This window comes from Enterococcus sp., assembly GCF_032555305.1.
Taxonomy (GTDB): domain Bacteria; phylum Bacillota; class Bacilli; order Lactobacillales; family Enterococcaceae; genus Enterococcus_A.
Genome location: NZ_JAWGOQ010000029.1, coordinates 32,431 through 48,111, shown reverse-complemented (window position 1 = coordinate 48,111; position 15,681 = coordinate 32,431). Strand labels below are relative to the sequence as shown.

General features: G+C 40.8%; 14 protein-coding genes. 9 read left to right on the top strand and 5 right to left on the bottom strand.

The features are described 5' to 3' along the window. The first annotated feature begins 151 nt into the window (after window positions 1-151). From E6139_RS17995 to E6139_RS17970, 6 genes are all read left to right on the top strand, one after another. On the top strand, window positions 152-1,504 hold the full coding sequence (locus E6139_RS17995) for a C39 family peptidase (protein WP_316404856.1): 1,353 nt from the start codon (window positions 152-154) through the stop codon (window positions 1,502-1,504). Between the two features lie 622 nt (window positions 1,505-2,126). Then, window positions 2,127-3,623, top strand: coding sequence for an ABC transporter permease (locus E6139_RS17990; protein ID WP_316404855.1), 1,497 nt, complete (start codon window positions 2,127-2,129; stop codon window positions 3,621-3,623). Between the two features lie 51 nt (window positions 3,624-3,674). Further along, window positions 3,675-4,349, top strand: a complete 675-nt coding sequence (locus E6139_RS17985; RefSeq protein ID WP_316404853.1) for an ABC transporter ATP-binding protein — start codon at window positions 3,675-3,677, stop codon at window positions 4,347-4,349. Continuing rightward, a complete protein-coding gene (locus E6139_RS17980) occupies window positions 4,342-5,778 on the top strand; it encodes a PASTA domain-containing protein (protein ID WP_316404851.1) in 1,437 nt (478 codons plus the stop codon). Before E6139_RS17985 ends, E6139_RS17980 begins: the two co-directional genes overlap by 8 nt. A 100-nt stretch (window positions 5,779-5,878) precedes the next feature. Continuing rightward, window positions 5,879-6,070: a hypothetical protein gene (locus E6139_RS17975; protein WP_316404850.1), complete on the top strand. Its 192-nt coding sequence runs from the start codon at window positions 5,879-5,881 to the stop codon at window positions 6,068-6,070. 198 nt (window positions 6,071-6,268) lie between these two features. Continuing rightward, window positions 6,269-7,594: a replication-associated recombination protein A gene (locus E6139_RS17970; RefSeq protein WP_316404849.1), complete on the top strand. Its 1,326-nt coding sequence runs from the start codon at window positions 6,269-6,271 to the stop codon at window positions 7,592-7,594. 45 nt (window positions 7,595-7,639) lie between these two features. Here the strand turns inward: E6139_RS17970 and E6139_RS17965 are convergent, their stop codons facing one another. Continuing rightward, window positions 7,640-8,542: a M23 family metallopeptidase gene (locus E6139_RS17965; RefSeq protein WP_316404847.1), complete on the bottom strand. Its 903-nt coding sequence runs from the start codon at window positions 8,540-8,542 to the stop codon at window positions 7,640-7,642. Window positions 8,543-8,728: 186 nt separating this feature from the next. Here E6139_RS17965 and E6139_RS17960 point away from each other — a divergent pair, with 186 nt between their 5' ends. Together E6139_RS17960 and E6139_RS17955 are read left to right on the top strand one after the other, a co-directional pair. Next, on the top strand, window positions 8,729-9,517 hold the full coding sequence (locus tag E6139_RS17960) for a DUF4931 domain-containing protein (protein WP_316404846.1): 789 nt from the start codon (window positions 8,729-8,731) through the stop codon (window positions 9,515-9,517). Between the two features lie 22 nt (window positions 9,518-9,539). Then, window positions 9,540-10,049 carry a DUF1456 family protein gene (locus E6139_RS17955; protein WP_316404844.1) on the top strand — a complete coding sequence of 170 codons (510 nt, stop codon included), beginning with the start codon at window positions 9,540-9,542 and terminating at the stop codon, window positions 10,047-10,049. Between the two features lie 46 nt (window positions 10,050-10,095). On the opposite strand, the gene E6139_RS17950 is transcribed toward E6139_RS17955, so the two are convergent. The 3 genes from E6139_RS17950 to E6139_RS17940 all read right to left on the bottom strand — a co-directional run bounded on the left by E6139_RS17950 (window position 10,096) and on the right by E6139_RS17940 (window position 12,882). Then, complete coding sequence (locus E6139_RS17950) at window positions 10,096-10,731, bottom strand: PepSY domain-containing protein (protein ID WP_316404843.1); 636 nt, start codon at window positions 10,729-10,731, stop codon at window positions 10,096-10,098. A gap of 101 nt (window positions 10,732-10,832) precedes the next feature. Beyond that, on the bottom strand, window positions 10,833-12,185 hold the full coding sequence (locus tag E6139_RS17945; RefSeq protein ID WP_316404841.1) for a HAMP domain-containing sensor histidine kinase: 1,353 nt from the start codon (window positions 12,183-12,185) through the stop codon (window positions 10,833-10,835). Further along, window positions 12,175-12,882 carry a response regulator transcription factor gene (locus E6139_RS17940; protein ID WP_316404840.1) on the bottom strand — a complete coding sequence of 236 codons (708 nt, stop codon included), beginning with the start codon at window positions 12,880-12,882 and terminating at the stop codon, window positions 12,175-12,177. The genes E6139_RS17945 and E6139_RS17940 overlap by 11 nt, the downstream gene beginning before the upstream one ends. A 744-nt stretch (window positions 12,883-13,626) precedes the next feature. On the opposite strand from E6139_RS17940, the gene allD reads away from it, so the two are divergent. Next, on the top strand, window positions 13,627-14,676 hold the full coding sequence (allD, locus tag E6139_RS17935; protein ID WP_316404839.1) for an ureidoglycolate dehydrogenase: 1,050 nt from the start codon (window positions 13,627-13,629) through the stop codon (window positions 14,674-14,676). A 75-nt stretch (window positions 14,677-14,751) separates the two neighbouring features. Here the strand turns inward: allD and E6139_RS17930 are convergent, their stop codons facing one another. Beyond that, on the bottom strand, window positions 14,752-15,594 hold the full coding sequence (locus E6139_RS17930; protein ID WP_316404838.1) for an alpha/beta hydrolase: 843 nt from the start codon (window positions 15,592-15,594) through the stop codon (window positions 14,752-14,754). Between the last annotated feature and the right edge of the window lie 87 nt (window positions 15,595-15,681).

Genomic DNA, 15,681 nt, shown 5'->3' with positions numbered 1-15,681 from the left:
AAAATGTCCTTTAAAAAGCACTTAATTCTGTTTCCATTTTTGTTTGTAACTGGAAAGTGTGATTATTATTACTTTTTTTGTGAAAAAAGCTTTGCATAATGAACAATCCGTGATTTAATAATAATAGTTATTAAATTAAAGGAGTGAAATAATGAAAAAGAATAGTTGGTCATTAATTACTTTAACAATGTTAACGCTTTCTGTTTTGGCGGGGCCCATTACGCAGGCAGAGGAGCAAACGAGTAGTACAGCAACGGTAGAAACAAATTCAAGTGCGATTGAGGGGATTGCACCAGCAGTAGAGACTACTACTGAAAGCTCCATGGTGACTGAAAGCACTACGGCTCCAGAAGTAAACAAATCAGAACAAGAGGCAAGTGCAAACGAAACGGATCTGACAAGAGCGAAAAGAGCAACACCCGAACAAGAGGTAATAGCTCCTGATCCTGAAACTGCAGAGGTTGCTGCAGCAGAAGCTCAAAGTGCGTCACTGCCGGTTGAAGTTTTTGCAGCAAGTAGTTTAAAACCGGTATATCGCATCTATAATCCAAATTCGGGCGAGCATCTGCATACCTTGAATGGTGGGGAAAAAGATCACCTGATGTCTATCGGGTGGGTGTACGAAGGCATTAGCATGCAAATTGATGGCAGTGGAAGCAATTTGTACCGTGCCTACAATCCGAATTCCGGTGAACACTTCTATACAAAGGATTACAATGAAATCAATAAAATCAAACGTGCTGGATGGCGTTATGAAGGAGTCGCCTGGAAAGTACCGAATGGTGGAAAAAAGGTCTATCGATTATTCAATCCTAATGCTCGTGATGCAGGAAGCCATCACTATACTTTATTGGAATCTGAAAAAAACTCACTTGTAAAGATCGGTTGGAGATACGAAGGGGTCTCGTGGTCTGTTACTGGCGGATCAGTAACAGTAAAATCAACAAATGTTATCAAAAGTGTTCCCTATATTAGCCAATATACTCCGGTAAAAGCACCGTGGGGGTGTGCATCCGCTTCTCTAGCGATGATTTTGGGGTCAAAAAATATTAGACCGAGTCTAAAAACGATGCAAGATAAACTGCCTATGTATCCTAGTAATCCAAATGGTCAAAAAGGAAATGTCTACACGGGCGCTGGTTTTGGTTGGGTAATTAAACCAAATGCATTAGCCGCTTATGGTAAAACCTATGGTGGAAATACCGTGGATATTTCTGGCTCGAATACGGTTCAAATTATTAATCGTGTGTTGAATGGTCAGCCGGTTCTTTATTATGGCTATTCTTCGTATCAAAATAACTCAGATAAGAATAGAAATCACTGTAAAGTAATCGTCGGTTATAACAACGGGAAGTTCTTAGTTTATGATCCGTTGTACTATTCAAGTAACGCTGGAGCTGGTAGCGGCGGAAAAAATATGTTATACGATCATGGCGCGAAAGCATGGGTTACTATGGGACAATACAATGCTGAAAAAGACGGACGTGCAATTACTATTCAATAGATTTTCTTGAAATAGTTTAATAATAAGAGTCTAAGTTTTGTAGCCAGTTCTGAATACATGGATACTTGATCCTTTAGTTTTATTTATATCCAAAATGGCGCAATAGAAATACTGATTCAATAATAGAATTTTCTGCGATTAGTGAAAATACTTATGAACATCGATGACATTCAACGATGTTCATAAGTATTTTTTTGTTGTGTTCGATTTTTCTCTTTCTAATTTTCCAAATCCATAAGTAGCAAAGGATTATCGAGAATTCTTTCGAAATATAATTTCGCTCTATGTCGTTTTTTGTGGGAAGCTCGAACGCGTCAAAGGACGATTCTAAGAGCTTGTTTCGTTTTTCTATGAGTAGAGTTAGTCGCGAAACAAGTTCAAAATGCTCCTTCATAAAAAAACTGAATTTCAGTGGAGAATTGTAATTAAGCAAAAATCTCTTTCTTGATCGATCTCTTATTTCCTGTGGAGGCCCTGTTTTCTACTTTCAAGAGTGAAAACTGTACTTTTATGATAAAAACGGCTTCCCACAGGCTCTTTTTGTTACCATTTAGTTATTAGACAAAAAGAAGCTAGAGTGATGGAATAATAATACGAAAATAAGTGGAGAAGAGGTTGATTTATGGATTTTAAAAGGCGAGCCATTAGCAGTATTCTGCGACGAAAGGGTAAGTCGCTGATTTTGTTTCTCGTGGTTTTTATTTTAGGGAATGTCATCGCCGGAGCAGTGGCGATCCAGCAGTCGACGACTAATGTTGAAACGGAGACGAAGAAAAAAATGCGGCCGGCCGCAACCATCGAAATGGATTATGAAGCTTATGAAAAAGAGATGACGACGGTTGCTGCGGGTGAAGAAGATCAGGAAATAAAAGAACCTCAGGCGAAGGACTATGAAAAAATTGGCAAACTTTCCAATGTGAAACGTTATGATCTGTTTATTGTAGGCGGTGTCGGGAGCAATAAGTTTAAAGCGGTGACTGACCCAAGTGGCGGTGTTTCCTACGGTGGAAGTACCAAGTACAATTTTAGCACCAAAGGCTATAATAGCAAAAATCCGTTGGACATCACTGAGGAATTAATCAAAATAACTGATGGTGACGGCTTTACGGATACTGATATTAAGCAAGGCAGCAACGCGGTACTGATTAGCCAAGATGTAGCCGAAAAAAATAACTTATCCGTGGGGGATACCTTTGTTCTTGATGTCGTCGTTGATTTACCGACCGAAATAGAGGAGGAAACAACGGAGACAGAAGAAGCTCCCCAGTCTAAAACAACTACTTTTGACCAACCAATGAAGGTCGCCGGGCTCTTCAATGTTGTACAGAAAAAGGAAAATGCGCAGCAAACGGAACAACAACGATCCGAAAAAGAATGGCGTGCGTTGGAGCAGCTGAATACGATCTACATGACTGAAAAAATAGCCAAAGATATTCAAACAAAGATCGATGAAAAAATGTCTGCGGGTATGGAAGATGGAATGGGGGATGGTGAGAGTGTTTACTACCAAGCGACATATGTTCTAAAATCATCGGACGATATCGAGGCCTTCCGTCAGGATGCCAACGCTCTGTTGCCTAAGTTTTATCATGTAATGGCTTCGACGGATCAATACGAGCAAGTGGCTGGCGGAATGACTAAGCTGAATACGATCGCAAAATACATCGTCATCATTGCGGTTGCGGCGACGCTTTTAATACTGTCGCTAGTGGTTTTGTTATTCTTGCGGGACCGCAAACAGGAGCTTGGAATTTATTTATCCTTTGGCGAAAGTCGTGGAAAGGTCATCGCGCAGATCGTACTGGAACTATTGATGATCAGCTGTGTCGCGCTGATTCTTTCATTGATTACTGGGAATTTCTTAGGTGGAGCGATCTCTCGTTCACTGATTCAATCGGATTGGATCAGCGGAGCAGCGCAGAACCAACAATACTATTCAATGAGTAACCTAATGCAAAGCGATCTATCTTTCTTGGATATCCAGCAAGCCTACAAGGTGACCTTCAGCTTTGGCTATATCCTGACATATTTGCTGGTTGGTTTAGGAACGGTCTTAATCTCGGCGCTATTACCACTGATGTACATTCTTCGTTTGAATCCGAAGAAAATCATGATGTAAAGATAATACTTAGGAAAATGAATTCATGAATGTGAATGAGGAGGACAAACGATGACTTTATTAGAAGCAAAAAACATCGATTATTATTACCAAGATGGAGACCAGCGCAGATACATCTTGAAGAAAGTCTCTGTTGGGTTTGAAAAAGGCAAGCTTTACAGCATTTTAGGTCGATCGGGTTGTGGGAAAACGACGTTTCTCTCCTTGATCAGTGCATTAGATACGCCGAAGGACGGGCAGATTTTATACAATGGTCAAGATATCGCGCAGATCGGCTATGAAAAATTTAGACGAAATGACATCAGTATTGTTTTTCAAAGCTACAACTTGATTCCCTACTTATCAGCAGTGGAAAATGTTCTTGTTCCAATGGCGATCACAGAGAACGATCTGCCGAAGGAGAAGAAGCAGGTGGCTTACAATCTTTTGAAATACATTGGCATCACCGAAGACAAGGCCAATCGAATGGTGAATCAGCTTTCTGGGGGAGAACAGCAGCGGGTGGCGATCGCCCGAGCGCTGTCGATGAACGGGGATATCATTTTAGCCGATGAACCCACTGGAAATCTGGATGAAGAACTGGAAGAAGAGATTGTGGATATTTTTAAGGAACTGGCCCATAAGCATGAAAAATGTGTCATCCTAGTAACCCACTCCAGCGAGGTCGCCAAACAGGCGGATGAGGTTCTTCAACTACGAAAAGGTGTGTTGAGCTATTATGAGTGATTTTTTATCAAATTTCGTCAACAACGATGATGATGAAAATAAGGGCAAAAAAGAGATAAAAGAGGAGTCCCCAGAAGCTGATGAATCGGCTAAAAACGTCAAACGGCGTGAGACAAGAGCCAACAAAAAAATCGAGCCGGAGCATGTTGAATTCGATCCCACCTATAAAAAACGCAGACAAAAGAAAATAATCTTCATATCTCTTGCGTCAATCATCGTTTTGCTTGGACTTTTTACTGCCTATTATCAGTTTACTCGTGTGAAGGTTCCTGATTTTAAACGAAAAGAAATCTCTAAGGCACGAGAATGGAGTACTGAAGAAGGGGTTCTTCTGAAAATCAATAACAAATACAGCTTTTCGGCTGCCACCAATCAAATCATCAAGCAGAGCGTTGCTTCAGGTGAGAAAATCAAAAAAGGCCGGACACTGAATCTAACGGTCAGTTTGGGACCAGATCCAGAGGCACAGGTATTTTTACCGGAGTTCAGCAAAATGACTTCTAAGCAAGCCAAGGATTGGGTGAAGCGGGAAAAAGCTGAAAATGTTTCGGTCATCGAACAGTATGATGAGAAGGTTCAAAAAGGCGCGTTTATGAAGCAAGAGGCCGCCAATAAGGAATTGAATCTGAAAAACTATAAGCGCAAGGATCGCCTGTCTGTTTACTATTCAAAGGGGAAAGAAACCTTTGAAAAAAACATCGAAGTGCCTGATTTTACCAACAAATCCATCACCGAAGTCAACGAATGGGTGCGCAAAAATGAAGTGAAACTAGTGACTGAGAAAGTCTTTTCCCAGTCAATTGCATTAGATAGTGTGGTCTCCCAGCAAACCTCGATCGGTACGAAGATCGCGAAACAAGACGAGCTGAAGCTTCAATTGTCAAAAGGCAAACCATTAGTTGTACCAGATTACGGAAAGTATACACTGGAAGAAGCTCGAGAACTCTCTGGAAAGCTTACAGCGGTTCTAAAAAGTGCTTATTCAGAAACTGTCCCATTTGGTCACTTTATCAGTCAAAATGTTGCGGCGGGCACCGAGCTGGATGAAAAAGACAATCCGCCAACGATCGAGGTCGTCTATTCAGAAGGTCGACCTTACATCAAAGACCTGCGGAAGAATGCCCTTGAAGGCGATCTGCCGAAGCTGTTTTTCGAGACCTATTCCGCAAAAGGAGCGACGATCACTTATGACGTCTTTTACGTTGATTCGTCTGAACCAAAAGGCACCGTTGTAGAAATGAGCCGCTATGGGGAGTATCTTCCGATGATTGCGAATCTCTCGATTGGGATCAGCTTGGGGAATATTGAGTCTAAAGAAGAAGCTCCTGCAAATACTCCAGTTGGGGATGAGACTGCTGATTCAAGTGATCCGAGTGAGGGTGGAGAGGGGAAGGAAAGTACGGAAAGAGCCCCAGACCAACAAGATTAAACTTGAAGTTGATTTAGCGTGCAAAGACTGACTACGAGTTCAAAGGATTTGAGTTTACTTAAGCTGCATCTGGAGTTCTATAAAAGAGAAGAGGTTGCGTATGGAAAAGCTATACAAAACAAAAACCTATGGGAACATGAGCCTGCAATTGGGTATTCGAAAAAGCAAGCTTAGCTCGAAAGGCATAGAAGTTAAAGCGAAAGTCAATTTGGATACTGGTGAAGTGAATTTATTTATCGAGCCAGAAGACCTTGAGGTACTAAGGGAAATTGAAGCAGAAAAAGAGGAATAGCATTGTTATTTTTCTTTCTAAATTATATGAATAAAACTGTCTCATCCATAGTGGTTGAGACAGTTTTTTTATATTTGAGTATTAACATATGGTTGTCGTTTTCAGTTTCCTAGTATTGTGCTAGTGTGCAATTGATTTTGAAAAAGTATACTAAAAATGGTAAAATAAGAACAAACGTTCGTTCGGAGGAGGGCTAAGATGAAGCAGGTTTCTATTTTTGAAAAATCCAGAGAAGATAGTGAACCGTTGGCAACACGGGTTCGACCAGAGAATCTTGAAGAATTTGTGGGTCAGAAGCACTTGCTAGGTAGAGGGAAGCTGTTGCGAGAAATCATTGAAAATGACCGTGTTTCGTCGATGATTTTTTGGGGACCTCCCGGCGTTGGCAAGACGACGCTGGCGCGTATTATTGCGAATCAGACAAAATCAGAATTTATTAATTTTAGTGCGGTAACGAGTGGAATCAAAGAAATAAAGACGGTGATGAAGGATGCGGAGCACAACCGGACTTTCGGCACGAAAACGATTGTCTTTGTGGATGAAATCCATCGCTTTAATAAGGCTCAGCAGGATGCGTTTCTGCCTTATGTTGAAAATGGCAGTATTATTCTGATTGGTGCAACGACGGAGAATCCGTCCTTTGAGATCAATTCGGCTTTGCTTTCCAGAAGTAAGGTCTTCGTCTTGAACCAATTAGAGAGCGATGATATTTTACAGCTACTGAAGCAGGCGATCGATAGCCCAAGAGGATTTCCAAAGCTTAAAATTAAGATGGATAATCAAGTGCTGGATTCCATCGCAAAGTATGCCAATGGCGATGCCAGAGTGGCTTTGAATACTTTGGAGATGGCGGTTCTCAATGGTGAAAAGCAGGCGGACACGGTCACGCTTAAAGAGGATAAGCTGCTGGATTTAATTGAAAGAAAATCGTTTCTTTACGACAAAAAAGGCGAAGAACACTACAATATTATTTCTGCTTTACATAAATCGATGCGCAACAGTGATGTTGATGCGGCGATTTATTGGCTGGCTCGAATGGTGGAGTCTGGCGAAGATCCGTTATTTATTGCCAGACGGTTGGTTCGTTTTGCGAGTGAAGATATTGGTTTGGCGGATATCCGTGCTCTCGAACTTGCCAACACGGTCTTTCAATCCTGTCAGTTCATTGGGCTACCGGAGTGTAATGTTCATTTAACTCAAGCCGTGATTTATTTATCCTTGGCGCCCAAATCTAATGCGGTGGATGCTGCTTATCAAATGGCGAAAAAGGATGTTTACGAAACCATGAACGAGCCCGTTCCATTGGTGATTCGCAATGCGGCTACTAAATTGATGAAGGATTTGAAGTACGGCGAGGATTATCAATATGCCCATTATACTGAGGATAAACTGACCACAATGAAGACAATGCCGCCTTCACTGGAAGGGCATCAGTATTATTTACCAACAACACAAGGAAATGAGAAACGGTTCAAAGAGCGGAAAGAAGCAATTGATAAATGGCATGCAGAGCATGATGATTGATGGAGATAAACCATGATTACAAATGATTATGCCTGTTGTCTGAATTTAAGATCGATCATCTTGATTTGATGATTGATCTTTTTCTTTTTGCACATTTCGAACCGAACTTCCTTCAGCAATAAAGCAGGGCTGTTCTGTTATCACCCCATCACATTCTATGTCGACAAATGAAATAGGCAATCCGGCAGAAAAGACAAAGCTTTTCCCTGATTGAAGCTGAAAATGAATATGCGGCTCACTGGTATTTCCGCTGTTTCCGCATAACGCGATTTTTTCTTCGCGCTTTACATTGTCGCCAGGTTTAACACAAATACTGCCTTCCAACAAGTGAGCAATCATACTGTATTCGTGTTTATTATGCTGGATAATGATATGATTTCCTCTCACATCGGGCGCAGCACAATCTACTTCACCGACTTCACCAATAGGCGTATCGTCGTATTTCTCCGCTATTTTCATTACGATCCCATCCGCGGGCGCCAGTACAGGAGCCTTGTAGCAATAATAATCAGTCAATTCTTTTCGATTTGCGGAGTAAGATTTTCCTTTTCCGTCAGTAATAAAAAAATCATAGGCATACCTTTGCGAGCACATATTCCAGGAATGAGAGGTTTCCTTATCGACACCGCCATTGACGACTAGCCACTCGCCTTCAAAAGGAAGTAAATAGTGGCATTGGGGAGTATAATTTTCCTTATTTGGCAAGCGAAAGCCATGCAGTAAGGGAACGATCGGAATGCTCATGAGCATTGCCAAGTTTTGAAAGAGAAACTGAAAGCTGCCGGAAATACTGCTGGAGATTGCACGAAAACTTAAAAAGAAATCAACCAGCGACAGCAGCCAAAATAAATAAAACCAATCCAGATTGGCGATATGAAATAGATCACCAAAAATTCCGATGATCCCCAGCCATTGTAGTTTCAACAAATTGCGCAGTTTTCTTTTCATAGCGACACTCCATTTTTTCGTGACTTTATAGCTAAAGTCTAACATAATTTCAAGTATGAATATGAACATATCTGTAAACCAAAAAGAATGGTACTATTGGGTAGAATAGTTTTCAGAATCTGGACTATCACAATGTTTCACTATATTATGACTATTGAAGATCATTTTGATGGGAGTTGCTTATCAATGAAAAATGCCAACAAAGACGCCTTAATCTTTCTGCCGCTTGCGGCTAACGGAAAACCTCAGCATCTAGGTTCTGAAAAAGCCGGTTGTCCGTTTTGCGACTATGCAGAAAAGGAAAATATTCTGAGAAGTGAGCAAAACATGTTCTGGGTCCGCAACAAATATCAAACGTTGCAGGATACCTTTCAAACGATTATTATTGAAAGCAATGATCATAATGGAGATATTACCACTTATTCAAAAGAGGAAAATCGCAGGCTATTCCACTTTGCCTTCGACTGTTGGGAACAAATGAAAAATGATCCTCAATTTGAATCGGTGCTCTTTTATAAAAATCATGGACCATTATCGGGCGGGAGCTTGAAGCATCCTCATATGCAGATCGTGGGACTAACCGAATTTGATGGCGAAAGTCAAATCGATGCCGAAAATTTTGCGGGCATTACCGTTTTGTCAGAAAATAGTGTAACGATCAATTTTTCTACAAAGCCAGTGATGGGCTTTTTGGAGATCAATATTCTGGTGGATAAGAAGGCACCGGAAGCGATCAATGATTTGGCGGACTACGTGAAAAAGACCGTCAACTATATACTAAATAACTATCATCATGGGCGCTGCGAAAGCTATAACTTCTTTCTCTTTGAAGAGGAAGGGAAGTACATTGTCAAATTGACGCCTCGTTTTATCGTATCGCCGTATTTTGTCGGCTACCGCTTGTCTCAGAATTTTTCTGAGGAGCATTTACTGGTTTTACGAGATGATTTCAGAGAAAACTTGCTAGGAGAGTAAGAATAGACTATGGAGGATTTTAATGACGAACAATGATCTTTTACTGCGTTTAAGATATGCCATTGATATTAAGGATACGGATTTGGTTAAGGCGTTTGAGCTGGGCGGGGTCACCGTCACACGAGAAGAAGTGCGAGAAATGCTGACAAAAGCGAAGGAAACCGAACCAACAGAAAACAATGTTTATCTGAAGCCAATCAATAATCAAATGCTGGATGCTTTTTTAAATGGATTTATCATCCTTAAGCGAGGTCCACAAAAGAATCAAAGCGGTGAAATCGAACAGCCAAAATCAAAGGAAATCAAATACATCAATAATGTCTTTTTAAAGAAACTGAAGATCGCCCTGTTTTTGACTAGTGATGATCTGCTGGCGATTTTTTCTGAAGCAGATGTCTATCCTTCAAAGGGTGAGCTGGGAGCGATCCTGCGAAAAGAAGGGCATCGAAATTTCAAACCTTGTGGGGATAAGTATATACGGAACTTCTTGAAAGGTTTGGGATTGGTTTATCGAAATGAAGCGAATAGGTAAAAAAAGTGGTTCTCAACGAGTTTGTATGTTGAGAACCACTTTTATTTTAATCATCTACTTCAACTTCCAAGACATTGCCTGACTGTGCATCAATAGAAATATCGGTTTGTTGCCCGTTTTTCTCTACTTTCACTTCCCAGTAGGTTTTTGATAATTCTCTTTCCAACGACCATTCTACGATGTTACCGTCGACTTCTTTTTTGGCGATAGAATTAATTTTATCTAATGAAAGAAGATTTTTTAAATCAAGTTTTTCGTTGTTACGCTCATTTTCGTTTCGTTCATCTTCATCCAGCTTTTCTTCATTTTGACGTTGGAGATCACCAGTCTCAGAGAAGGTGAGCTTGTATTCTTTGCTGTCATCCATTCCTTTGACTTCATAGATGAGCTTGTTCATCTGAAACTCAATGTCAATATCAGTGATATCCGTATTTGGTTTATTCTTTTGGTAAAGAGCGATAATCTCGTTCAAAGACAGCTGTTTGCTTGTTGTGTTTGAACTGTTTTGTGCGCTTGCATTGGTAGGACTGCTTGATTGTGTCGAGCTATTCTCTTGTGTGATGCTCTGACTGCTTTCCTCCTGTTGGTTGCCGCTCTCTAGTTGAGTAGTGTTATCGCTGCAGCCGGCGAAAAGGAGTAACGCCGCACTAGTAATTAATAGAAGTAATCCTCTTTTTTTCATTGTTATCTTCCTTTCTTGGTTCTTTCTATACTCATAGTATATCGGGTGGAAGGTGATGGAAAACCAAGACGAAATGAAGGCTTCATGAAGAAATCTTCATTTTAGCGAGGAAACTCCAGAGTAAAGCATACGCCGCTTGGTTGATGGTCAGTAACTGAAATGCTGCCATGATAAAGTTCCGTCAGCTGTTTCACGATTGCCAGACCAATGCCGGTTCCGGGAATCTTGCTGGAACGGGAACGATCGACGCGGTAAAAGCGTTCGAAGATCTTTTCCTTTTCGCTATCGGGAATACTCGCTCCGGTATTGGCAACCTGTAAGCTGATTCTCTTTTCATCTGTAGTGAGAGTGATACTGATGTCCCCATCTGCTGGTGCGTACTTCACCGCATTTTCGATCAAGTTTCGAATGATTTGATAAAATTGCTCCTGATTGCCGATGAGACTAGCTTTTTCATCTAATTCCAATCTCAACTCCTGCGTCATCAGTGCTGCATATTCTTCAAGAGTAGAACGGATCATCGGTGCCAGCAAAATTTCCTGCACTTCTCCAAGCTGCTTCTCGCGATCCAGAATCAGTAGCTGATTGGTCAGCTGTTCCATCCGTTGTGATTCCTTATCGATAAAAGGCAGCGACTTTTCCAATACTTCGGGGTGTTCTTCGACGCGACGTTTAATGAGATTGACATGACCGCGGATCGCTGCTAAAGGTGTCTTCAGCTCATGGGAAGCATCTGAGATAAATTGCCGTTCTCGTTGCATCAGCTGCTCTTGCTGTTGAAGAAGTCGATTGAAGGACTTGGCAAGATTGCTGGCTTCCTGTGGTGAGCTTGGCTCGGATAGTTTTTCATCTATTTTCGGCTGTTGTGATAAATTCTGGACTTCATGATTCATCTTGACTAGCGGGGCGCTGATTTTTTTAGCAAATCGAGCGATGAAAAAGATTCCCAGCAGCAGTATCAGTAAGGATATTCCTAAAGTCCACAGAAAAAGTGTCGTGAGTATCTCGAAATTATCCTCCATGCTGGTGAGCACTGCCACGCTGGTGTTTTTCACTTGAAATTGTTTAAAGAAATAGGGCGTGTTTTCATCCCATAAAATATCTGATAGGAAAGGCAGATGCTTCAATTCTTTAAAGTTGTCATAGAGCTGATAGGCCTCGCTAGAATAAACCGTATTGCTTTTTTGTAGCGAAACTCGAATATAATATCTGGGATCATCTGCGGCGATGTAGAGCTGCAGGGTATTTTTCCACTCTTGGTTGGTCTGTGTTTCCACCTGAGAGAATGCATCTTCAATCGCTTCAGTTTCCTTTTTACTAGATTCGTAAAGCTGCAGCGCGGTGACGCTGAGGATCAGAATATTCACTAATAAAACCAGCCCTAGCATAATGAGACTGAAGCGAGTGATGAGTTGATATTGCAGTGTTTTTCCTTGTTCTTTTCTATTTTTCATCGGCTGCCCTCAAGACGTAGCCAACACCCCGCACTGTTTGAATCAAGCGGGGATGCTGCTCATCGTCTAATTTATTGCGCAATGCTCGGACAAAGACATCGACCGTATTCGTTTGACCGATATAATCATAGCCCCAGACTGTATTCAGCAGCTCATCGCGAGTAAACACTTCCTCAGGTTTTTTCATCAATTCATAGAGCAGATCAAATTCCTTCTGTGTCAGCATAATATCCTGCCCATCACGTGTGACCGTTCGTTTTACCACATTCATCACTAAATCCTGATACTGGTTGATAATCGGTTCATTTTGCAATGACTGTATCCGTTCCTCGCGGCGCAGAATAACTCGAATACGCGCCAACAATTCTTCGATATCAAAGGGCTTGGTGAGATAATCGTCAACGCCGGCATCAAGCCCCGAGACTTTATCCACTACCTGATCTCTGGCAGTCATCATCAGGATCGGTACTTGACTGCGGCGACGAATCTTACGCGCAACGGTTAATCCGTCAACTTTTGGCAGCATCCAGTCCAACAACAACAGACTGATCTTTTCTTCGTTTGCATCAAACAGCTCCAATGCTTCCTGTCCATCCACGGCAATCAGAACTTCATAATGTTCATATTTGAGTTCTTCAGCGATAAAGCTGATTAAGCTTTCTTCGTCTTCAACAATCAGAATCACGGGTATTTTCATTGTCTTCTCCCCATCTATTAGAATGACCTCTTATAGTTAAGAGTAGTTGGCTTTTTAACGGAGGTCAATTGTTTTATGATGAAGAAATTTTCATAAAACAGAGGAATAGAGTTTCGTTTATAAAGAGGCGTATTCTTTAGCTCATAATTATAAGAAATGGGAAGGAGGGAATTTTCTTGAACATTGGAAAAATTGTTACTTCAATGAATTAAATGCCATAAAGAATAATGAAATTTATAGAGTGTCTTCTGGTGGTGCTCAAAAAAAATAAAAAAATCAAATATTAATTATAATGCTAATATAATAATTATATGTAGCGTTCTGGCGTTAGTTTGTCAAATAACAAACGCAAATAATGCAAATTTGAATATTATTAGTAAAATATTTTAAAAACAGAATTAAATAAGTTAAGATATTAACAGAAGATATTGACTCTTGAAATAGGAGTGAAAAACAAGGCTGTAGGTCACAGCTTTGTACTCAATAATCAGCACTTTAGTTTTATAGAGTGTTCCCCCGAAGAAATTTGTTAGGTTCTATCAATGAAAGAAGGAAAGCATCTGACGGTGTTTTCCTTTTTTCATTCTATGGAGGGTGTTAAACAATCTAATCGCGTACGAAATCAACAAATCCTTATTATTTTTTGTGCATTCTGAACAGTGTCTAGCTGCCAAAAAACGCTTACGATATGAATGAAAAAGTATGTTCGGAAAAATCTAAATTTAGAAGGAAAAGGTGAAAAAAATGAGATTAACAAAGAAGGAATTGCATCAGCTAATCAAAAATAAAATTAACAAAGCGGGCCTTTCAGAAGAGCAGGCTGAAATCGTCAGTGATGTGCTGACTTTTGCCGATGCTAGAGGGATTCACTCTCACGGCGCGATGCGTGTAGAGTACTATTCAGAACGGATCGCTAAGGGCGGGATCACTCAGGATCCGCAATTTAATTTTTCGCACACCGGACCAAGCTGCGGGATGTTTGAAGGAGACAATGGATCAGGCTTCGTGGCGGCTGAAAAAGCGATGGATCACGCTATTGAAATCGCGAAGGAAACTGGCGTAGCCGTCGTCGGTATCAGAAATATCTCACATAGTGGTGCTTTGGCTTACTATGTAGAAAGAGCGGCAGAAAAAGATATGGTCGCAGTTTCGGTTTGTCAATCAGATCCGATGGTCGTGCCCTTTGGCGGCAGCGAGCCTTTTTTTGGTACCAATCCAATCGCTTTTGCAGCGCCGAGCAACGATGAGCGAATCATCACTTTTGATATGGCAACGACTGTGCAGGCTTGGGGAAAAATTTTGCATGCTCGTTCCCGCAAAGAGTCGATTCCTGATACTTGGGCAGTTGATGAGCAAGGAAACCCTACGACAGATTCGACAAAAGTAAATGCGCTAGTGCCGATTGCTGGAGCAAAAGGTTACGGCTTAATGATGATGGTGGATGTTTTATCTGGCGTGTTACTGGGTGTGCCATTCGGAAAACACGTTTCATCAATGTACCATGATCTGTCAAAAGGAAGAGAATTGGGGCAATTACACATTGTGATCAATCCAGAATTCTTCGTTGGTTTAGATACTTTTAAACAAACAATTTCCACGATGCTAGATGAGTTAAAAGCTGTCGCGCCAAGTGCTGGATTCAAAGAAGTGAATTATCCTGGTGAGCGGGGCAGAATGCGTGAGAAAAACTATGAAGAGAAGGGCATCGAAATCGTTGATGATATTTATGAATACTTAGTCAGTGATGATATTCATTACGATCGCTATGATCACAAGAATAAATTTGCAGAATAGGAAAATCTCTAAATAAAATGAATAAAAGCTTCGATTCTACTATTGTATAGTAAAATCGGAGCTTTCTTTTTAGGACTAGTAATCTTGCTTAATCAGCCAACAAATCATCTTCTGATAAACATTGTCGGCTATTGGATTTTTCGTTCGATCAAAATCGTGTTCATTCGAGTCGAGTTCAAGAAATGTGGACTGTTCAACTGCTTCAGATAATTGTCGTGATGCTGCTACTGGCACATCTGGATCTTTCGTACAGTGAACGATAAACGCAGGAGGAAACTGTTTCAGTTGCTCAGAATTGACCGTTAGTTCATCCGAGATTGTTCCTAAATAATTCAGCCAATTTCCATATTGGCGAGCAGAAAGATAAATAGGAAACCTGTCCTCTAAAGTGCCGTTAATAACGGACTGATCTTGAATGAATTGCTGAGCTGCATGAGGCGGGACTTTTGGAAAACGATGATAAAAGGAGCTAGGCAAAGTAAAATCTGGATGTTCAAAGTGATGATATCCATAAAAGCGGATTAGACCAAGCTGTTGTTCATAATTATTGGACGTCAATATAGACGCTAAGTAGCTGCCAGCCGATCGTCCAAACAGATAAAAATCTGGTTTCGAAAGGCTTAATTTTGATTGATAATTCTTTAAATACCAGCGAATGGCTTCTTCTAAACAATGAATGATTTCGATTAGTGGCGTTTCAGGGGCAAGAGGATAGTCAAAAGACAGAACATTAAACCCATTTTCAAGAAAGCCAGCTAGATAAGGCTCTGGCAGATCATCACGCTCACCAAAGAAGAAACCACCACCATGCAAATAAAGAATTGTCCCTCTTGTTGACTCAGTCATCAGACTTGGAAAAAAGGATGCTTTTAACGAAACCTGCTCAAAAGATTTATAGACAAAAACCTGTTTACTCATATAATCCCTTCTTTCTCCCTCATTATAGAAAAGCATCTAAAAGGATTTCACAGTGCTTTAGCACAAATAGATATCGATTTTTGTTAC